Below are 20,470 nucleotides of genomic sequence, written 5' to 3'. Positions count from 1 at the left end.
CCGATACCGAGGCTGTCCTAAAAACACTCGATTCTCGATTGGATGGCTTGAACCAGAAGGAAGCTGATTCGCGCTTGCAGCAGTATGGGATGAACGAGATTGCCCGCGAGAAGCATCAATCCGCCTTAATGCGCTTTTTGAGTAACATCAAGAATCCATTGATCCTTCTGCTCACGGCGCTCGGCGCGATTTCCTTTTTGACCGGCGACTTACGCGCGGCAGTGATCATTTTCATCATGGTGGTTCTGGGGGTGGTGTTGCGTTTCTTCCAGGAAATGCGGGCTGATAATGCTGCTGAAAAGCTAAAAGCCATGGTCAGCAATACCGCGACGCGGGTGCGTGAAGGCAAGGAAGCCGAGGTGCCGCTTAAGCTATTGGTGCCGGGTGATATCATCCGGTTGTCTGCCGGTGATATGGTTCCAGCCGATGTGCGCGTGCTTTCCGCCAAAGATTTGTTTCTGAATCAGTCCGCATTGACTGGCGAATCCTTGCCCATCGAGAAAAAAGCTGCCGCCACCTCCATGGATGTTCAAAATCCACTGGAATTGACCAATATCTGTTTTCTTGGCTCCAATGTGGAGAGCGGCTCCGCGACCGCCGTGGTCATTCACACCGGGGATCAGACCTACTTTGGCGGTCTGGCTACCAGTATCGTTGGGCAGCGTCAGTTGACGAGCTTCGACAAGGGTATCAACAAATTCACCTGGCTAATGATCTATTTCATTGCCGTAATGGTTCCGGCGGTTTTCCTGATCAACGGATTGAGCAAGCACGATTGGTTGGAAGCTTTTCTGTTTGCGATGGCAGTGGCCGTCGGATTGACCCCGGAGATGCTGCCGATGATTGTGACGGTTAACCTTTCCAAGGGCGCTCTGGCGATGGCGCGCAAGAAAGTGATCGTCAAACGGCTGAACGCGATCCAGAACTTCGGGGCGATGGACGTGCTGTGCACCGACAAGACCGGTACGCTCACACAAGGCAAAATCGTGCTTGAGAAACATCTGGACGCACACGGCGATCCCAGTGAAAAGGTACTCGAATACGGCTATTTAAATAGTTACCATCATACCGGGTTGAAAAATCTGCTCGACGAAGCGGTTCTCGCCCATGAGGAGCTCGAGGAACACCTAAAAGCCAATGAGGAATACCGCAAGATCGATGAAATCCCTTTTGATTTCGTGCGGCGGCGGATGTCGGTGATCGTGGAAGACACAACCGGATTGAATACGTTAATCTGCAAGGGCGCCATCGATGAAGTGCTGAGCTTATGCACCCGAGTGGAAATCAAGGGAGCAGTGATCGAGGCTCTGCCCGAGTATGATGCCAAATGCCGGCAGATAGCGGATGATCTGAACAGTCAGGGCTTCCGCGTGATTGCATTGGCCTATAAACAAATGCCGGGGGCAACGGATGAACCGACCTATGCGGTCAAGGATGAATCGGATCTGATTCTGCTGGGCTTTCTGGCCTTCCTTGACCCGTCCAAAGATACCGCTACGGAGGCTTTGGAGCAGCTGCGCCAGTTGAATGTGGACATCAAGATCCTGACCGGCGATAACGAGATCATTACGACTTATATTTGCAAGGAAGTCGGTGTCCCCGTAGAGCATCTCTTACTCGGTCCACAAATTGAGGGGATGAATGAAGCAGAATTGGCCGAAGCGGTCAGCGCGACCAGTATTTTTGCCCGGCTTGCGCCAGTACACAAGGAGCGTATCATTCGCGCGCTACAAAGCAACGGCCACGTGGTGGGGTTCATGGGCGATGGCATCAACGATGCGCCGGCCCTGAAAGCCGCTGATGTCGGTATTTCGGTGGATAGCGCGGTGGATATCGCCAAGGAATCATCTGATATTATCTTACTGGAAAACAGCCTGCTGGTGCTGCAGCAGGGCGTGCTGGAAGGGCGACGGGTGTTCGGCAACATTGTCAAATACATCAAGATGGCGGCCAGCTCGAGCTTCGGCAACATGTTCAGCGTTGTAGGAGCCAGTGCGTTCTTGCCTTTCCTGCCTATGCTGCCGATCCAGGTGTTGATCAACAACCTCCTCTACGATTTCTCGCAGACCACTATTCCTACCGACGAAGTGGACGCCGAATGGCTAACCAAGCCGCGTAAATGGGAGATTGGTGGAATGCTGCGTTTTATTCTATGTATCGGGCCGATCAGCTCGATTTTCGATTACCTGACATTCTTCATCATGCTGTACGTGTTCAATAGCTGGAACAATCCGACCTTGTTCCACACCGGCTGGTTCGTCGAATCGCTCTTCACGCAAACGTTGATCATTCACGTTATCCGCACTAACAAGATCCCGTTTTTCCAGAGCTGGGCCAGTTGGCCCCTTATTCTCACTTCGATCGTCATCGTCGCGGTGGGTGCTTGGCTAACGGTTTCCCCCCTGGCCGATACGCTCGGGTTTGTCCCGCTCCCTCCTTTGTACTGGGGGTTACTGGCAGTCATTTTGGTGTGCTATGTGGTGCTGACCCAGTTGGTTAAGACTTGGTTTTACCGCAGGTACGGCGATTGATGGCAGTGACGAGGAGACGTGAATGACAGATCCTGTGCATATTCTGACCATCAATAGCGGTTCGTCGAGTATCAAGTTCGCGCTGTATCAAATAGGCGAACCGCTGGTGCGAATGCTGCATGGCAAGATTGATCGCATCGGCCTGCCTGACACAAGTTTGGAATTCAACAATCGAATTAGGAACCAGCGGGGTATTAGCAGCTTTGTAGCTTCCGATCCCGAATCGGCGGCTAATTCCTTGATTGACTGGTTTGAAAGGCAGCATGGTTTTGCTTCGGTCAAGGCTGTCGGACACCGCGTAGTCCACGGCATGAAGCACACCGAACCAGTGATTGCAACCCAAGAATTACTGGATGAACTGCATCGCATCGTGCCGTTTGATCCAGAGCATTTGCCGCGTGAAATTGAATTGATTGAGGTGTTCCGCCAGCATCGTCCGAAACTGCCGCAGGTAGCCTGTTTTGATACGGCGTTTCACCACACCATGCCGCGCGTGGCGAAACTGCTGCCAATTCCACGTCGATACGATACGCAGGGTGTTCAGCGTTACGGTTTTCACGGTTTGTCTTATGCTTACCTGATGCAGGAACTTGAACGTCTGGCAGGCACGCAAGCCGCGAACGGGCGTGTCATTCTCGCGCATCTGGGCAACGGCACGAGTCTGGCTGCGGTGCGCAATGGACGCAGCATGGACACGACGATGGGGTTGACACCCGCTGCGGGTCTGATGATGAGCACCCGTTCCGGCGACATTGATCCCGGGCTGATTTCATTCCTGGCGCGCAGCGAGCAGATGACAGCGGAGCAATTTGACCGAATGATCAATCGCGAATCCGGATTGCTTGGAATATCCGAAACCAGTTCCGACATGCGCGATCTGCTCGCAAGGGAAGCCGAAGATATTCGGGTGGCTGAAGCGATAACGCTGTTTTGCTATCAGACGAAGAAAGGGATCGGCGCGTATGCCGCTGCGCTGGGTGGACTCGATACTCTGGTTTTCGCCGGCGGCATCGGCGAAAACGCAGCACCGGTTCGTTCACGGATTTGCGCAGGTCTGGGCTTTCTCGGCATTGAACTGGATGAATTACGCAATGCGGATCACGCGCAGGTAATTTCCACGGACACCAGCCGCGTCGCGGTTCGTGTTATTCGCACCGACGAAGAATTGATGATCGCAAGATCGGTGTGCCATGTGCTCGGATTCGATACATCAATAAAGGAAATTTAAATATGAAAAAAATTACCAAATCGCTCTCTCCGGAATTGCTACACAAGATGGATGCGTATTGGCGCGCTGCAAACTATTTGTCAGTTGGACAGATTTATCTCTACGATAATCCGCTACTGAAACAACCGCTCACGCTGGCGCACGTTAAACCACGCCTGTTGGGTCACTGGGGCACGACCCCGGGGCTAAATTTCATCTACGTGCACCTGAATCGAATCATCAAGGAACATGATCTCAACGTCCTCTACATCACCGGTCCTGGGCATGGCGGACCGGGACTGGTCGCCAACACTTATTTGGAAGGCACGTATAGCGAGGTTTATCCAAATATCTCGCAAGATGAGGATGGCATGCAGCGGCTATTCAAGCAATTCTCTTTCCCCGGTGGGATTCCCAGCCACGTCGCGCCGGAGACACCTGGATCGATTCATGAAGGCGGGGAGTTGGGCTATTCGCTTTCGCACGCTTTCGGCGCAGCATTCGATAATCCCGATCTGCTGGTCACGTGTGTGGTTGGTGATGGCGAAGCGGAAACCGGTCCGCTCGCCACGAGCTGGCACTCGAACAAATTTCTCAATCCGGTTCACGATGGCGCGGTATTGCCCATCCTGCACCTAAACGGCTACAAGATTGCAGGGCCAACGGTGCTGGCACGCATTCCCCGCGATGAGCTGGAAGCATTGTTCCGTGGTTACGGTTATACGCCGTATTTTGTCGAGGGCGACGATCCGTTGGAAATGCATCAGCGTATGGCGGCAACACTCGACGCCGTGATCGCCAACATCAAAAGCATTCAGCGCGACGCCCGCACACATGGCTTTACGAAGCGTCCGCATTGGCCGATGATCATCCTGCGTTCGCCGAAGGGGTGGACCGGTCCGAAAGCTGTCGATGGAAAACCAACCGAGGGCACATTTCGTTCGCACCAGGTGCCAATGGGCGACATGAGCCAGCCGAGGCATGTGAAGATTCTGGAAAAATGGCTGAAGAGCTATCGCCCGCAGGAATTATTCGACGAAACCGGGAAACTCCTTGCCGAACTTGCCGAATTGGCTCCACAAGGCACTCGCCGTATGGGCGCTAATCCGCATGCCAACGGCGGTTTGCTGTTACGTGATTTACGTCTGCCGGATTTTCGTGATTATGCGGTGAAAGTGGCGAAGCCCGGCGCCGTAACCGCGGAAGCGACACGTATCCAGGGCGAATTCATCCGTGACGTAGTGAAACTGAATGCCACCAATTTCCGTGTGTTCAGTCCGGATGAGACGGCTTCGAACCGCTGGGGCGCGGTATTTGAGGTGACGAACCGTTGTTCGACGGCAGAAATTGTTCCAGGGGATGACCACGTCGCACCCGACGGCCGGGTCATGGAGATATTAAGCGAACATCAGTGCGAAGGCTGGCTGGAAGGCTATTTGCTGACCGGCCGCCACGGTTTTTTCTCGTGCTATGAAGCCTTCATTCACATCATCGATTCGATGTTCAATCAGCACGCCAAGTGGCTCAAGGTGGCCAATGAAATTCCGTGGCGGCGGCCGATTGCGTCGTTGAACTACCTGCTTTCCTCGCATGTATGGCGGCAGGATCACAACGGTTTCAGCCATCAGGACCCCGGCTTTATTGATCACGTCATCAATAAGAAAGCAGAAATTATCCGCGTCTATCTGCCGCCCGACGCGAATACACTGTTGTCCGTTACCGATCACTGTTTGCGCAGCCGTAATTACGTGAATGTAATTGTCGCCGGTAAGCAACCTCAGCCGCAGTGGCTTGACATGGACGCGGCGATCAAACATTGCACCGCGGGCATCGGCATCTGGGAATGGGCCAGTAATGACCAAGGTGAAGAACCGGATGTCGTCATGGCATGCGCCGGTGATGCGCCGACGATAGAAACCCTGGCTGCTGTCGAGCTGCTGTGGAAACATTTTCCCGAACTGAAAGTACGGGTCATCAACGTGGTGGACTTGATGAGTCTCCAGCCGCAAAGCGAACATCCGCATGGCTTGAGCGATAAAGATTTTGATGGCCTGTTTACCAAAGATAAACCCATCATTTTCGCCTATCACGGATATCCGTGGCTAATTCACCGGCTCACCTATCGCCGTACCAACCACGATAACCTGCATGTGCGCGGCTACAAGGAAGAAGGTACGACTTCGACGCCGTTTGACATGGGGGTGATGAACGATCTGGACCGTTTTCATCTCGTCGCCGATGTTATTGACCGCGTGCCGCAACTTAGCCCACGAGCGGCTTATGTCAAACAAGCGATCCGTGACAAATTGATCGAACACAAACAATATATTAGTCAATACGGCGAGGACATGCCGGAAATTCTTAATTGGAAATGGAAAGGATAATTTCACGATTTATTGCAATATTTGCAGAATAAAAACGGCGCGCGCGTGCAGCCGTTGCACATTGTAAGCAAACCACTAGCGAAATCGATTGAAATTATCAGGCCATTTTCTGGATGTATGCATGACAATTTATGGGCGATGGCATCAACGAGGCACCGGCTCTGAAAGCCGCCGATGTGGGTATTTCGGTGGGAACGCGCTGTGGGAATCAGTGCTTTCTTGTCTTTCCTGCCTTGCTTGCAGATTCAGGCTACTTGTTGGGCTTCTATCCTGTCTCTATTAGCTTTTTTGGTAAAAAACCGACAACCCCGGCTTAACGACTACTACTCAGCGATCCCATACAGCACAAACGGCGGTTCTGACAACAGAATTTTAAGTTTTAATGGAGGCATTTCCGGTAAAGGGTATCCATCGACACCAAGAATATACAGAGGAATTTTGTTTCTTCGCAAAACCTTCAAATCTGAATAGACAAGGGTTGTGCAAAATACCAAAGGTTCCAATAGTGTTGGAACTCGTGCAGTACAAGGGATGGATTTATCTTGGTTTGGAAGTTTTGTTAAAAAAATATCAGAATTTTCTGGATATTTTTTACCAAAATACCGGATTAGTCCTACGTAGCCTTCGAGTCCGAATAAATATCCCACATTGTATTCTGGCCATAATAAATAAGCAGGTCTTTCAGGAACATATAAATAATCTCCTAATGCTCGTATTTTTGAATACTCAAAGGTTCGGCGCTCAGATATCGGACGCACGAGGAGACCCAGCCTTGAATCTTGATACGGCGAAGCAGGCCCGATAGTGGCATTTCTCACCAATGAAGGAAATAGGTATTTGTGAATTTCAGATGGCAGATAGTTAATTACCAAGTTACGGGTTTCTTGCTGTATCAGCGAATTGGGAACAAATGCGATTACTATCAGAATACCCGATGCTATTAATAAAGGGCGAGTTTTTCGCTGCTTGATAAAATTTTGCAGAATCGAACTCCAGCCCTCACCACAAAGAACCAGAAGCGGCAGTACAATACCAAAACTCATACGTGTTTGAACTGCGCGCCCATTCAAACTATCAACCACCATAGGAAGCAGCGCTAATACAAGCCATACCATTGCAAAACGAATCAAAGGATCGCGCCACATCGGTATCGCCGCGCAAGCCCCTACCCACAGCAAGCCGCCGGCAATTGCAATTTTAAATAGACTCATGGCTGGTGCCCCAGGAAACAATTCCTTAGCTGCAGAGGAGAAGTTCGCCAAGGTTTGCGGATTGACTAATGGGGAAAACCACCATGCGTATATCACGTAAAGGAACAATGAAACCAAGCCAGCAGCGATGATGCTTGGCACAGCATCAAACTTTCTCGACATTATTAGTGCTGCTAACAATACAGTTGAGAAAATTATTCCCGGCAAAGTTGCATCAATTCGGATGAAAAATACCAAGAATAGCAAACAACCCGCAAAAGCCCCGACCGCTAGAGATCGGCGTTCAACAGCTCGCACCAACATCACGGCAAAGAAAGCCAAGATTACGAACGCTGGAGGTTCGCTAAGCAAGTGTCCTTGAAGTCCACGATAACTATCTGAGGCAATATAGGATAATGCCCCAAGGGAGTATCCTGCCCACCAAATAGAATCGGGTTTTTTAGGCCGAAATAGGACAGCCAAGCGCGAACCAAGAACTACACAAAGGGTTACACCCAGTGCCATGAAGACTTGATACAACCATTGCATTGCTACAAGCGCAGTTTCAGTAGTACCAAATAGTCGGCCAACTTCACCGAGTAAAAGAACATGCCCAATGCGTGTAAAGTGCCAAAGCAAACGGTTTGGTTCAAGCGGGATATCATGAGCATGCTGATGATAGTCGGCCAACATTTGTGTCTCTGCCGCTCTTTTGGAAATATCCACGTAGATCACTGCATCCCAGTGAGTTTCTTCAAGTGGGGCCAGATCAGAATGGAACAACAATGCAGTAAAGAATACTATAAACAACATACAGGCAATGCGTAAAGAGAACCAAGAAAAATTGTCAAGTTCCTTGGCAGTGTGCGAGTACGACTTGGAATTCAAAGCGATTTTCACTTTAGTTGTCTTGTTGTAAGCGCCGAACAGATCTTTCTCATTCGGATTTGATAATTTCTTCCTGCTGATTAACCCTGATTACTCGATGTAACCTTCAGGATTAGCAAGTTTTTCTGTATATTTAGCTAAAAATAATGATGGAAAGGGGGCATTGCTGGTTTTGATTATTCCAGGGCAATGTGTTGAGCATTGTTATGTTCGAATGCCGCCATGTTAATCAATCGGGCCTAATTCTAATTTGCACTAGAAACTACACTAGTAATCATCCAATTCCATCAGTAATATTTTTTATCAGAACGGGAGTATTTTCAAGCTCTCGTAGTGCAATAACCAAATCTCTCAAACCATTGATACTGTCAAAGCACACGGTTCTAAACGTATCTTTCTCGTAACTCTCCCGTCAACTTAATGGAGCTACATTAATTGCTATGACTTTCTCCCGAAATCCATAACTAATTTACTTCATCACTTTGTTTTGCCAAATTCAAATCATCGGATCTATTATACCTGACTGAGCAGTTCGTCAATGACCTTGTGTGCTAAGCCGGCCGCACCATCCCAGGAAGTAACCACCGGGTAGACTTGAGTGGTCGTAGCTAAATATAGCTTTCCCGGAAGCAAGGTTGTAGGTGGTTTGCGCTGTTGATAGCCCGTGGTATAAATCGGCTCTACGAAAGGTGACCGAAACACAAACCGGTCAATCACATCTTCATCCACAAGGTCAGGAAAAAGCCGCTTCAGCCCAGTCATGTATGCATCCAGAATCTCTGCATCACTTTGGTGGAACCGTGAGTCCGTACGGTGTACATAGTTCATCAAATAAATCAGATGCATGCCAGCGGTATCGGTTTTCTCAAGCAGCGTTGTACTCTCCACAATACCCTGAAATGGAATTTCTTCATCAATTGTAGCAACCCAGTAATGCTTTGTTAATCCACGGCGCAGCGTGAACACGGCATTAACTACGCCTTGCATATCGATTCCGGCGTCAATTTGTTCGGCAACGCTAGCTAATTGACCATCCGCCATTGCTTTGCGTAGCGCAAAAATAGGGGTTGTTACTACAGTGCGATCGTACACATGAGGATTTTCCTGTGCTACATGAACTATGAGTCGTCCGTCTTCCGTAAGATCCAATTTCTCCATGGGTGCTTGTAATCTAATTGTGCCGCCGTGTGCTTCAATCGCTTCAACCAAAGCAGCTATGATGCGTCGGTAGCCGCCACGGATGTATCCTTTGCATTCCTTTTTCCCACCACCTTTTTCACGGTTGAAGCGTGTCCAAAACCAGAGAGCGGGGACTTCATGATAATGATCACCGAATTTGGCTTGCAGCATTGGCTTCCAAAAGGTTTCAAAGGCACGATGTCCAGAAATCCGACTCAACCATTCAACACAAGTTACATCGTCTAGTCCATTTGATGAACAAATACTTCCCCACAAACCGGTCAGACCGACACGTATTCTATCAACCAAGGATAGCGGACTGAATCGTAACAGTTCGAGCGGCGTATTGAGGCCATACAGCTGTCCATCACGCATAAACCCAAAACTGGTCTCTTTCCAATAAATTTCATCCTCGAGACCGAGCTCGCGCAACACGCCAAGCAGGTGTCGATCACTTGGCAACATGCAATGATAAAACCGTTCAAGATATACATTCCGATACTGGAAGAAAGTTCCCAGACCGCCAAGCTGATCAGATGCTTCGTAGACGGTTACGCGCGCACCCGCCTTGGCGAGTAAGTAAGCTGAGACCAGGCCACCGATTCCGCCACCTACCACGGCAATGTTCAATGATGTGCCGATGATGCCTGATATATTAGTAGAGCCAATATCGTTAGGATTTTTTATCATAATCGTGTCTTTTACGTTCTGATGCTACACACGCCAGGAGACCGGCAACAATCCGCGTATCAATGTAATTAAGTAACGCCACATCGTAGGCAGGATCCGCATCTTACTGGCGCCCTCTTTAAGATCGTAACGGAGTACAAGTGGCACTTCTGAGGCGCGAGCACGCAATGCGCGCAAGTTTAGCAGTAACTCGAACATACAAGAAAAACCATTTTCGCGTATGAAGTTATCACCAAACATGTCGATCAAATTACGTAGTGTCTCAGCTCGGTAAGCACGAAACCCGCAGGTGTAGTCACGCACGCCTGGATAACGGATTAATGTACGAATTCCCGCGCTTGAAAGATGACTCAGGAATATACGAAACGGCGGCACACCGATTTCCTGCGCGCCAGGTTGAAATCGAGACGCAATGACTACGTCAAAACCTGTCTCGAGACGCTCTACCATGCTTTTGATCAATCCTGGGTCTTGCGAGTTGTCTGCGTCCAATGTAATCACAACATCACTTTCTTGCGCCGAGGCCTTGAGGCCTGTGCGCATTGCTGCACCAAGCCCCATGTTTCTAGGATGTTGTATCAACTCTACCGGCATTTGTGCCGCTGCGTCACGTACAATCTGTGCGGTCCGATCACGAGAACCATCGTCGACTACAAGAATTCGATAATCGGCCCATCCATCAAGAGCAAGTTGGATGCGGCTCAACAATGGGGGAAGATCTTTTTCCTCATTGTATGCGGGCAACATGACTATAATTTTTTTATCTAGCATTTTTCCTCAGCACATGGCAGTAGCGGTATCATCAATCGTTCGGTTCAACTTCTATTAAGTTTTTTCGAGTAGCTACAACGGCAGCGTGCTCACCAACTGAACGTACATCGAATAGATGAGTCATACTATCCAGACATCGTTCAACTATGGCAATCTTCTGTTGACTACTCGTCTTCATGGAGGGAAAGAATTGCAGCCGGGGCACATCTTCGCCACCCAGGAAGTCAAGCGGATGTAGCAATATCGATGGCTCTACGCCGAACAGCCGGCACGTCCATAGTGCTGTATTGAAATAGGTTTGAGCCAGCACTGTGGAGAATCCGGCTAAATACATCACATAGCTCAAATGGATCGGAACGCGGAAGCCCGGGAAAGTCGTGACAGGCATTTCCAGCAAAGTAGTTCCATTGAAACGCCAGCGATATGGCTTGAGCGGCCGGAGTCCATCTTTCCAACTGCCAAATAGACGATTCAAACGCTCGCGTTGCTCGGCATCAAATTGTCCGGTCGCAAAATAATAGGCGCGCGCAATCGGACCAATAAAACTTGGCAATGAACTGGCATCGTAGGCATAGCCACGCCGAGCTAGCACACGCAGCATAGTTGATGATTGACTGTAGCCCGGTCCGCGAAAACCAATTGGCTTTTGACCGGTCGCGGCTTGGATGTGCCGCTCAGCCTCTGCCAACTCCTGCTCGAGATCATGTTCAGAGAACAGATGTAACCAGGGCTCATGGCGTAGGGAATGATTTCCTATTTCGTGCCCAGCACCCGCAATTTGCGCTAACGCTTCGTGGTTGTATTCGAGAGCCGCATCTTGGCCAACTACAAATACCGTGATTAGCAGCTTGCGACGTGCAAGAACGTGCAGTATTCGCGGAACTACGGCAGAAAGATATGAAGGGTAGGATTCCCAAGCTGGGTCACCGTGTGTCTTCAGGTAGGCCCACTCGTTATCCAAATCCAACGACAGGCTAGCCAGTGGTTTGCCGTTTTGAGTTGATTGTGTCTGATCCATCATGCGCCACCCTTTCCAGCAGTCAGAAATTGTGCGACGGCCGATGCTATCTGTTCCCCGGCATTACCTTTACCAAATGGGTTTTCCGTAGTATTAGCTGTATCAAACCATGATTTGTCTAAGAGAGCCGCTTCGAGCATCTCTTCAAGGCGCTCTCCTGAGTGACCGACAAGTCGCCCAATACCACAGTCAAGCACTTCGGGTCGTTCAGTCGTATCACGCAGAATTAACAGCGGCTTACCCAGTGAAGGTACTTCCTCTTGAACACCCCCGGAGTCAGAGATTACTAACCATACACGTGAGAGTAGGTGTAGAAAATCGTCATATTTGAGCGGATCAATGCAGTGGATTCGCTCTGCGCCGGTAAATTCTGAATCAACTACGGCGCGCACTGATGGATTTGGGTGCACTGGAAAAACAAGCTCAACATCTTGATGCCGCCCCACAAATCGCCGGAGTGCTTTCAAGTGCGAGGACATAACCTGCCCGAAATTCTCTCGGCGATGTGTCGTGAGTACAATCAAACGCTTATCTGCAAAACTGTCAAGAAATTTAGAGAATGACGAAGAGGTTGGAGAGCGTGCGAGGATGTGCTGGAGTGCGTCAACAACCGGATTTCCAGTTAGCACAATGCACTTTTTCTGAACACCTTCAGAAAGTAAAATCTCAACATTTTTTGGGGTGGCGGCGAAATGGAGATCCGCCAATTGTGTAATTAGACGACGATTCATTTCCTCTGGGTATGGACTATGGCGGTTACCTGTGCGAAGGCCTGCTTCAACGTGAGCCACGGGTATCCGTGCATAAAAAGCTGCCAATGCACCGGCAATCGCTGTTGTCGTGTCACCTTGAACTAAAACTAAATCGGGCCGCTCCGCTAGGAGCAATGGCTCTAGCGCTTCAAGTACCCGCGCCAATACAGCATTAGGTGTCTGACCAGGCATCATGACTGCTAGGTCATGATCAATGCTTATGTCGAGTTCGTGTATAAAGGGCCGCAACAAGTCTGTATGCTGCGAGGACGAGACATTGATGCTGCGCAAAGTATCGTGACTTTGTTCAATAGCCCATATAACCGGTGCCAGCTTAATTATCTCTGGCCGGGTTCCAAAGAGCGTCAGAATTGTCTTCACATTGTTACGATTAACTCCTGATCTTGCGGTCATTATGACTTCCCCTCTACTGGCACTGTTAAGGAATCTTGATGTGCTTTTTTTCCTCTTCTGTCGATTTCGGCAGACCATTTTTTTGATGTGATTCGTCTGTCGATTTTACCGACCTTTATCCAACAAATCATACCAATAAGCATGTAGGGTAAATTCAAGCAGACTGTGTAGATAACTGAGGCTGCAAAGGGAATCTGTGTTTCGTGAAGTGCCATCGAAAGACCTAATGTAAAAGCTAACTGTGTCGTGCCCAATTGGGCTGGAGAGGACGGTAATGTGAGGCCAATCACCATAAGTGTCCATACTGAAATTGCCATAGAGATTGTCAATGTATAGCCAGCCGAATATGCACATAACCAGATTGCACCAATAATACAACCCCATTGCAAGACAGATAGTAAGAAGATATTGACTACTATAGAAGGATTGCTCAATGCTGAAAAACCCACAAGACCACGCTTGAGTTGATTTTTATTTAGTTCCAAAAACTTTTCTGGGAGGAGACTAATTACCAACAATCTTAAATGATATCGGACTTTAGAAGGTACCGAAAGCACCGCAATTGTTAGCAAACCTGCCCCGACCATAAATAGGGCGACAAATCCAGCGATAGCAACATACTCCGGCAACTGCGGGTCAATAATTAAAAGGACACCGAACAGTGCCACTACCACCATAAAATCAAAAATCCGTTCGACCCCTATCGATGCAAGGATAGCGGTCGTTGCAATGCGTGATCTCCGCCCGATCAGCACAGCTCTGAGAATCTCTCCGGAATGGGCGATACTTAGATTGGCTGCAGTACCTATATAAGCCGCAGAATGCAACGTAGACATCCCTACGTGTGCCACTGGCCCTAAAATAACAGACCAGCGCCAAGCTTTAATCAGCATGAATAACATCCCAGCCGGTAAAACCAGTATAGCTGGTATCAACTCAGCAGCCCGGAGGCTCTCTAATGCAGAATGAGTATCGATGTCACGCATTGAGAACCAGAAAAAGAAGGCTCCTATCACAATGCCATACATTGTCCATTTATACTTATTTTTTATTGTCATAAGGTTTTTGTGTATTCGTAGTACATAGTAATAAAGTTATATAATATATATATATTATATAACTGAAACTGGCATTTCAAAACAAAACCAAGAATAAAAGCGCTATGTTTCATTTTTTGTAAAGTATAAGAAAAAATACTAAGTCGTTACATAATCCATTGTGTGAGACGGCTGTCATAGGCATTGACACAATTCAACAACGCATTGCGAAACAATCTAGGACATACATCGGCTTCAGCAAAGGATTCATTAAATTTTTCATATTCCGAATACGGTTTTCTCGAAGCGATTACGATACTATGGCACTAAGTATAATGCCTACTAGGCGGCTTAGAAACTGAAAATAGAGAGGAAATACCTCTATAATTTATCTCTACGGGTTCGGTTCCCCGCCCCGCCCCTTGGGGCGAGAGCTGGTGAAAACCTTCAGATTGAAGAGCGCAGGCAAGCACCCCGCTGCTTGCGGCGGGGTGCTTTATTTGAAACGGAAATGACTTACAATTACGAACCACTTTTTAGGGGTGTAAGTAATTTTGTGTAATGACCATCTAACAGAAATTTTTCCCGATCAGCTTCCGATGATTCTGCCGTCCAGTTGGGATCTGTGCTCAGCGCCATCCGATTTATCAGGCTGCCTGAGATTTATTAACCAATATTGTCAGTAAGATAGCTGCTTTAGAATTATAAATATTTAAACTTTGCAGTAGGAAGGAATCCAGCTTTTTTCGATAATGTAATCAGGCAGGTGATTAAAATCAAACGCTTCACCGTCTTTAATCATTTGTTTGACGTCAAATAGCTTGGCAACTTCCGGGATATCGTTAAAGAACAGCATGTAAAATGGTTTTACTAGCCATTTGGAGATTCGTATCCCGATAGGGCCAATAAAGTTTCTTCGTTGCCCGACATGGGCGATTTCATCAATGGTAATTTCGTCGAGCAGTTCTTTTAAACGCTTCTGTACTTCTGGTTCATCGACCAATAATTCGTCGATCAGACGATTTAAATGGCAATAGTAAGTGACACCCATTAATTCCGTCACAAAAGCAGGTGAATCCATTAGAAATCCAGGAAATTTAGGAAATTGCTCGTATATTTTTTCTTTCACCGGACTTAATGGTACCCACTCGACTTTATCCAAACCGCAAGTACGTAGCATTTCATCAAATAAGCGAACATGACAAAATTCTTCCGCCAGATGGACACGGCTGATTTTATCTTTAACCGAGTGCGAATTGGCCATATTGGGCACCACATCCCAGGCACCTTTAATGCCAACCCACTCATGGCGAGCGAATTTATACATACTGGTCAGCATGAGCGTCATGCGATCCAAAGTTTTTGGATCATCCTGCATGGCAATATAATTGCGATAGAAAGCTTCGGGATTGACGAGCGGTGTGCGTAACTGAACGGGATTATCTTGGAAGAACTGGAACTTGGCACGTTTTTTTACTAAATCTTTGTCATCTTCCAGCAACTCACCATTGTGACGCTGAGTAAAGAGCCAGTAATTTTCAAAATTAGTAGCGCGTTCTTGTTTGGATGCGGATGTGAAAATAGAGCGAAATTTTGGTATTTCCATTGGCGAGATCTCCCGACTGATATTTTTTACCCAATTTAGAAGAATGAATGTGTTGCCACAATATGTTGCTACGATTTACTTCCTCACATTCACTGAGGAAATAGGCAGATACTGGATTGGTTCTGTGCATTAAAGCACAGAACCGCTATGTGCGATACCATTCATACTTTAAGGAACCTCTGAATAACTGTCATTTCGAGCACAGCGAGAAATCTATACTGTTCTGTTTGATTGCCAAAGATTCCTCACTCCGTTCGGAATGACAAAGGTAAATTATTCAGAGACTCCTTAATATTATGCTTATTGCGTACTCATCAAATGATGGCGCTATATTCGGCCCATCAACAACAGAATGACCAAGATCAGCACCACTGTTCCGAGGATACCGCTGGGGAAATAACCCCACTCTCTACTGTGTGGCCACGTTGGAATCGCGCCAAGCAACATCAGAATCAAAATGATTAAAAGTATTGTTCCTACAGACATTTTATTTCTCCTTCCTATCGATTAATCGTAACAGCGTAGTTTCCGGGAGAATTCCTGTAATGCACTGATGTCGCTCTCCTCGGCACGTCGGCACCAGTTTTCCAGTTGCTTTACCAGTTGCTCCTTGGATGTCGTCGAACTGCTCCATAAAGCGGACAGATCTTGTCGCATTGAGTAAATCGTGCTTAGTTTTTGACTGGAATGGAGCGCCTGGTCCAAGGCCACTCGTTCTTTTTCCGCTATCTTGCCGACATCATTTTGTAGCCAATGCCTAACGGATTCGAGGGTCTGGGCATCTTGCAGACCGGGTATAGCTTGAGCGCGCAGGTTGCGAATCTCAGTTATGGTGGGCTGCTTTAGATAATTGGCAAACTTGGCCAGTACGTCGAAGCGATGGGTGATTACGGCTTGCAGCGTTTTTTCGTCGCAGGGTGTCTTGGCCAGATTAAAGCGAACCTTGGGTGCTATCTTACATACCGTGACCAAGCCCAGCATCTCCAGGAGGCGAATGTACATCCAGCCGATGTCGAATTCCCACCATTTGTTGGACAGCTTGGCGGAAGTCACGTAGGCATGGTGATTGTTGTGAAGTTCCTCGCCGCCAATGAGGATGCCCCACGGCAGGATGTTGGTGGAAGTGTCATTCGGTGCAAAATTGCGATAACCATAGTAGTGCCCCAAACCGTTGATGACACCGGCGGCGAAGAGTGGAATCCACAGCATCTGCACGCCCCACACAATGAACCCGACCGGACCGAATAGAACCAGATCAATCGCCAGCATGATACCGATACCCAGCGCCGGATGCGGCGAGTATAAGTGCCGCTCGACCCAGTCATCGGGAGTGCCATGACCGTATTTATCGAGCGTTGCGGTATTTTTAGCTTCGATACAATAAAGCTTAGTACCTTCGAACAACACTTTGCTGATGCCATGAATCTGCGGGCTGTGCGGATCTTCCGCGGTTTCGCACTTGGCATGGTGCTTACGATGAATAGCCACCCATTCTTTGGTGACCATTCCGGTGGTAAGCCATAACCAAAAGCGAAAGCAGTGACTCACCATGGGGTGCAGCGTTAGCGCATGGTGCGCCTGGTGCCGGTGGAGAAAAATCGTTACGGAAGCGATGGTCATGTGTGTCATGATCAACGTAATCAATACATAACCCCACCACGGCAGTTCAAATAAGCCAAGTTGCATAAATTGTTCCATAAATAATTAGATCCTTCATTTAAATGAATCCAGGCAAAACGCTTATGGATTATTCAGCGTTGCAGCTAACGCCAATACATGCCACTTCACGCAGATTAAAAAGTACGCCAAATCTGCTGTCATTTCTGTGCGCTATCACACAGACTGATTTTCATGTATTATGAAATTGATGCGTTAGTCTAGTTATATCCCTATATTTATTCAGTTTTTCCTATCAAAGGAAACAGACAATGCCTAAAGTTCATGCACATATTTCCCAAAGCTTCCAAGTCCTAAGCCAGAACGATCTGCTCGCTACCTTGCCTGCGGATGAGTTGGAACGGCTCCATCACCATCTGGAATTGGTGCCGCTTCCGCTCGGCAAAGTGATTTACGAGTCTGGCGGCAAGCTGAGTCATCTTTATTTCCCCACTACCGCGATCATATCCCTGCTGTACGTCACGGAGGATGGCGCATCGGCCGAAATCTCGATAGTCGGCAATGAGGGAATAATCGGGGTGGCCGTCTTTATGGGCGGAAATACCATGCCGAATATGGCTGTGGTGCAGAGCGCAGGCTACGCTTGCCGGCTGAAAGCGCAACTGCTGCAGCAGGAATTCAATCGCTCCCTGCCCATGCGGCACCTGCTGCTACGTTATACCCAGGCACTCCTCACGCAAATGGCGCAAACGGCGGTATGCAATCGACATCATTCGATAGAACAGCAACTCTGCCGCTGGCTGCTGTTAAGTTTCGATCGCTTACCCTCGAACGAGTTGATCATGACGCAAGAATTGATCAGCAATATGCTCGGTGTTCGCCGCGAGGGCATCACCGATGCGGCCCGTAAATTACAAAGCGCCGGCCTGATTGAATACCGCCGCGGCCATATTACGCTGCTGGATCGGCAGGGATTGGAGGATAATGTCTGCGAGTGCTACAGTGTAGTCAAGAGGGAATACGACCGCTTGTTGCCTGACCGGATCGCAACGTAATCGGCTTTTTCAAGCTGATTGTGTCAAAGGCTACCCTGTTGCAGTTCTGCACAAATCGCCTAGTCACACTTTCTTGATCACCCCATCTTCCAGCTCCACAACCCGATCGGCAATGTCCAGAATGCGGTAGTCATGCGTGACCAGAAGAATGGTGGTTTGCGATTCTTTGGCTAATCGTTTCAGGAGACTGACCGCTTCATAGCCACTTTGTTTATCCAGCGAGGCAGTAGGTTCATCGGCCAGGATAATTTTTGGTTGTCCGACCAGGGCTCTGGCTATGGAAACACGTTGCAGTTGCCCGCCTGAAAGTTGCCCGGGTTTGTAATCAAGTCGATCGCCCAGTCCCACGGCGATCAGAATTTCCGCGGAACCGGTCGCGTCTTTGTTGTTCTGTCAGCGTATTGCCCATTTCTAACGTCATACTGACGTTTTGCAGCGCAGTGAGTGATTTAAGCAAATTATGCTGCTGAAAAATGTAGCCAATCTGTTGCCGGACTTTCACTTTAACCGGTTCACTGCTATTGATAAATTGCTGATCAAGCACTTTCACACTGCCATGGAAAGCTTGGCGCAGACCGCCGATAATGGTCAGAAAGGTGGTTTTACCCGAACCGGAAGGTCCGGTGATCAGTACGATCTCGCCTTTGCGGATTGAGAGGGTGATGTCTTTCAGCACCGATTGTGTTAAAGCGCCGCTCCCGAAGCTAAAATCCAGATGTTCGACATCAATGACCGTTGACATCAGGTGCCCATCAGAACATATCAGCCGGATTAGCATCTCTCAACTTACGAATTGCCAGTAGCCCGGCCATGACGCACATCGAAAGAATAAACATAAACACCGTGATGATTTTGCTCAAGAGCATTGGCATCGGCATGTACATTTGCGATTCAGCCAGATGGTAAAGCCCAACAGAAAGCAGATAACCAGGAATAAACCCGAGGACCGCCAAAAAGAAAGCTGAAGCAAACACCAGGCGAATAAAATAACTGTGCTCATAGCCCATGGCTTTCAGCGTGGCGAATTCATTACGATGATTGGCGATGTCGGTAAACAATATCTGATAGACAATCACCAGGCCGACCACCCATCTTATCACGGTACCAAATCCAAAAATAAACCCAATCGGCGCCGTATTCGCCCAATAATCCTTCTCATATTTCAGCAACTCTTCATAGGTAAAAATGTTAATGAATTCGTTCAACTGGCTCTTAAGCTCCGCTTCGACCTGTTTGGCCGATGCGCCGGGATGGAGTTTGATGACGCCCATATCGATATCGCTGGAATCTCTTCTGGGAAAAATACGCATGAAATTCAAATCGCTGGTAATGACATTGCCATCGGCGGCAAACGACACCCCCATACGGAATAATCCGACGATGTTAACCTTGTAATCATTAATTTCTGTCACATTTTGGTCTGCTTCCAGCAGTTGGCGAACGGGGCGGAATTCCGGGCGGGAGTATTCGTCAAACAGTACCGTATCCTTGAGCCGCAACGTGACTTGCTTGCTTTTGATTTCATCGATGTTGAAGATCATGGAATCCGGATCAAAACCGTAAACCATCAAGGTTCGCTTAACCTGAGTTTGGATATTTTTGAAAGGCGCTAACCCGAGATACAGCGGATAAACTTCCGCAACTGCCGGGTTTCCCAGTACGCGCATCAGCTCACTGCGCTTAAACTGGATCGGCCGCCACATGGCTTCACTTTGCTTGTGCATCAGGAATAAATCGCCATTCAATTTTACCGGCGCAGAAGCTGCGCTGGCATACAATGAATCCTTGAAGCCCAACTGCATGAACACCAATACGCAAGCAAACAGTACCCCGCAAATCGCAGCCACCAGTTTGCTGCGATCAAAGATGAGCTGGCGCCAGGCCAGGCGTGCGGGAAAGTAAAACCAAGCCAGCTTATTCACGGTGTAATCCGCACTTCGATAATGCGATTATCCCGGTCTGCCAAGGGATCGGTGTCATTCAAATCGTTTTTCCGCACCAGAAATCCCAGTTCTCTGACCTGCGCCCGATAGGGTTCTGTCGCATTAAGCGAGATTATCGATACCTTCGTGTAGACTGTTGACATCGAAAAAATGGTGAGGCTACATGCTGGTTGTAAAAGGAATGCGAT

At 48.4% G+C, this 20,470-nt stretch carries 18 protein-coding genes; 5 read left to right on the top strand and 13 right to left on the bottom strand.

The window, feature by feature from the left end:
* The 4 genes from mgtA to ACH10T_RS03200 all read left to right on the top strand — a co-directional run.
* On the top strand, positions 1 to 2,531 hold a 2,531-nt coding region (gene mgtA / locus ACH10T_RS03215), incomplete at its 5' end, for a magnesium-translocating P-type ATPase (protein ID WP_394807888.1).
* Between the two features lie 22 nt (positions 2,532 to 2,553).
* Positions 2,554 to 3,759: an acetate/propionate family kinase gene (locus ACH10T_RS03210; RefSeq protein WP_394807887.1), complete on the top strand. Its 1,206-nt coding sequence runs from the start codon at positions 2,554 to 2,556 to the stop codon at positions 3,757 to 3,759.
* A gap of 2 nt (positions 3,760 to 3,761) precedes the next feature.
* Positions 3,762 to 6,122, top strand: coding sequence for a phosphoketolase (locus ACH10T_RS03205; RefSeq protein ID WP_394807886.1), 2,361 nt, complete (start codon positions 3,762 to 3,764; stop codon positions 6,120 to 6,122).
* 131 nt (positions 6,123 to 6,253) lie between these two features.
* A complete protein-coding gene (locus ACH10T_RS03200) occupies positions 6,254 to 6,439 on the top strand; it encodes a hypothetical protein (protein WP_394807885.1) in 186 nt (61 codons plus the stop codon).
* 6 nt (positions 6,440 to 6,445) lie between these two features.
* Here ACH10T_RS03200 and ACH10T_RS03195 read toward each other — a convergent pair whose 3' ends face one another.
* The 9 genes from ACH10T_RS03195 to ACH10T_RS03155 all read right to left on the bottom strand — a co-directional run bounded on the left by ACH10T_RS03195 (position 6,446) and on the right by ACH10T_RS03155 (position 17,353).
* Entirely contained in the window at positions 6,446 to 8,125 is a 1,680-nt protein-coding gene (locus ACH10T_RS03195) for a hypothetical protein (protein ID WP_394807884.1), read from the bottom strand.
* A gap of 588 nt (positions 8,126 to 8,713) precedes the next feature.
* Entirely contained in the window at positions 8,714 to 10,069 is a 1,356-nt protein-coding gene (locus ACH10T_RS03190) for an FAD-dependent oxidoreductase (RefSeq protein WP_394807883.1), read from the bottom strand.
* A gap of 24 nt (positions 10,070 to 10,093) precedes the next feature.
* Positions 10,094 to 10,840, bottom strand: coding sequence for a glycosyltransferase family 2 protein (locus ACH10T_RS03185; RefSeq protein ID WP_394807882.1), 747 nt, complete (start codon positions 10,838 to 10,840; stop codon positions 10,094 to 10,096).
* Positions 10,841 to 10,871: 31 nt separating this feature from the next.
* Positions 10,872 to 11,858: a polysaccharide deacetylase family protein gene (locus tag ACH10T_RS03180; RefSeq protein ID WP_394807881.1), complete on the bottom strand. Its 987-nt coding sequence runs from the start codon at positions 11,856 to 11,858 to the stop codon at positions 10,872 to 10,874.
* Positions 11,858 to 13,024, bottom strand: a complete 1,167-nt coding sequence (wecB, locus tag ACH10T_RS03175) for a non-hydrolyzing UDP-N-acetylglucosamine 2-epimerase (protein WP_394807880.1) — start codon at positions 13,022 to 13,024, stop codon at positions 11,858 to 11,860. Before wecB ends, ACH10T_RS03180 begins: the two co-directional genes overlap by 1 nt.
* Complete coding sequence (locus ACH10T_RS03170) at positions 13,024 to 14,082, bottom strand: lysylphosphatidylglycerol synthase transmembrane domain-containing protein (RefSeq protein ID WP_394807879.1); 1,059 nt, start codon at positions 14,080 to 14,082, stop codon at positions 13,024 to 13,026. The genes wecB and ACH10T_RS03170 overlap by 1 nt, the downstream gene beginning before the upstream one ends.
* Before the next feature lie 691 nt (positions 14,083 to 14,773).
* On the bottom strand, positions 14,774 to 15,667 hold the full coding sequence (locus tag ACH10T_RS03165; protein WP_394807878.1) for a hypothetical protein: 894 nt from the start codon (positions 15,665 to 15,667) through the stop codon (positions 14,774 to 14,776).
* A gap of 327 nt (positions 15,668 to 15,994) precedes the next feature.
* Positions 15,995 to 16,153, bottom strand: coding sequence for a DUF3309 family protein (locus tag ACH10T_RS03160; RefSeq protein ID WP_394807877.1), 159 nt, complete (start codon positions 16,151 to 16,153; stop codon positions 15,995 to 15,997).
* 21 nt (positions 16,154 to 16,174) lie between these two features.
* Positions 16,175 to 17,353, bottom strand: coding sequence for an acyl-CoA desaturase (locus ACH10T_RS03155; RefSeq protein WP_394807889.1), 1,179 nt, complete (start codon positions 17,351 to 17,353; stop codon positions 16,175 to 16,177).
* Positions 17,354 to 17,595: 242 nt separating this feature from the next.
* Here ACH10T_RS03155 and ACH10T_RS03150 point away from each other — a divergent pair, with 242 nt between their 5' ends.
* Positions 17,596 to 18,339 carry a Crp/Fnr family transcriptional regulator gene (locus ACH10T_RS03150; protein WP_394807876.1) on the top strand — a complete coding sequence of 248 codons (744 nt, stop codon included), beginning with the start codon at positions 17,596 to 17,598 and terminating at the stop codon, positions 18,337 to 18,339.
* A gap of 63 nt (positions 18,340 to 18,402) precedes the next feature.
* On the opposite strand, the gene ACH10T_RS03145 is transcribed toward ACH10T_RS03150, so the two are convergent.
* The 4 genes from ACH10T_RS03145 to ACH10T_RS03130 form a co-directional block, all read right to left on the bottom strand.
* Positions 18,403 to 18,687: an ATP-binding cassette domain-containing protein gene (locus tag ACH10T_RS03145; protein ID WP_394807875.1), complete on the bottom strand. Its 285-nt coding sequence runs from the start codon at positions 18,685 to 18,687 to the stop codon at positions 18,403 to 18,405.
* Positions 18,665 to 19,081, bottom strand: coding sequence for an ATP-binding cassette domain-containing protein (locus tag ACH10T_RS03140; protein ID WP_394807874.1), 417 nt, complete (start codon positions 19,079 to 19,081; stop codon positions 18,665 to 18,667). Before ACH10T_RS03140 ends, ACH10T_RS03145 begins: the two co-directional genes overlap by 23 nt.
* Before the next feature lie 10 nt (positions 19,082 to 19,091).
* Entirely contained in the window at positions 19,092 to 20,261 is a 1,170-nt protein-coding gene (devC, locus tag ACH10T_RS03135) for an ABC transporter permease DevC (RefSeq protein WP_394807873.1), read from the bottom strand.
* The coding region (locus ACH10T_RS03130) for a hypothetical protein (RefSeq protein WP_394807872.1) at positions 20,258 to 20,470 on the bottom strand (213 nt) is incomplete at its 5' end. The genes ACH10T_RS03130 and devC, both read right to left, overlap by 4 nt.

The organism is Nitrosomonas sp. (assembly GCF_043753625.1).
In the GTDB taxonomy this organism is placed as follows: domain Bacteria; phylum Pseudomonadota; class Gammaproteobacteria; order Burkholderiales; family Nitrosomonadaceae; genus Nitrosomonas.
Note: the sequence above shows the minus strand (reverse complement) of the source record. Positions and strands in the feature narration are given on the sequence as shown.

Bases quoted from the DNA above. Each gene is read 5' to 3' on its own strand.
- wecB (WP_394807880.1), bottom strand. From the start codon at position 13,024: ATGACCGCAAGATCAGGAGTTAATCGTAACAATGTGAAGACAATTCTG.
- ACH10T_RS03140 (WP_394807874.1), bottom strand. From the start codon at position 19,081: ATGTCAACGGTCATTGATGTCGAACATCTGGATTTTAGCTTCGGGAGC.
- ACH10T_RS03170 (WP_394807879.1), bottom strand. From the start codon at position 14,082: ATGACAATAAAAAATAAGTATAAATGGACAATGTATGGCATTGTGATA.
- ACH10T_RS03210 (WP_394807887.1), top strand. From the start codon at position 2,554: ATGACAGATCCTGTGCATATTCTGACCATCAATAGCGGTTCGTCGAGT.
- ACH10T_RS03200 (WP_394807885.1), top strand. From the start codon at position 6,254: ATGGGCGATGGCATCAACGAGGCACCGGCTCTGAAAGCCGCCGATGTG.
- ACH10T_RS03190 (WP_394807883.1), bottom strand. From the start codon at position 10,069: ATGATAAAAAATCCTAACGATATTGGCTCTACTAATATATCAGGCATC.
- ACH10T_RS03205 (WP_394807886.1), top strand. From the start codon at position 3,762: ATGAAAAAAATTACCAAATCGCTCTCTCCGGAATTGCTACACAAGATG.
- ACH10T_RS03155 (WP_394807889.1), bottom strand. From the start codon at position 17,353: ATGCAACTTGGCTTATTTGAACTGCCGTGGTGGGGTTATGTATTGATT.
- ACH10T_RS03150 (WP_394807876.1), top strand. From the start codon at position 17,596: ATGCCTAAAGTTCATGCACATATTTCCCAAAGCTTCCAAGTCCTAAGC.
- ACH10T_RS03195 (WP_394807884.1), bottom strand. From the start codon at position 8,125: ATGTTGTTTATAGTATTCTTTACTGCATTGTTGTTCCATTCTGATCTG.
- ACH10T_RS03180 (WP_394807881.1), bottom strand. From the start codon at position 11,858: ATGGATCAGACACAATCAACTCAAAACGGCAAACCACTGGCTAGCCTG.
- ACH10T_RS03185 (WP_394807882.1), bottom strand. From the start codon at position 10,840: ATGCTAGATAAAAAAATTATAGTCATGTTGCCCGCATACAATGAGGAA.
- ACH10T_RS03165 (WP_394807878.1), bottom strand. From the start codon at position 15,667: ATGGAAATACCAAAATTTCGCTCTATTTTCACATCCGCATCCAAACAA.
- ACH10T_RS03160 (WP_394807877.1), bottom strand. From the start codon at position 16,153: ATGTCTGTAGGAACAATACTTTTAATCATTTTGATTCTGATGTTGCTT.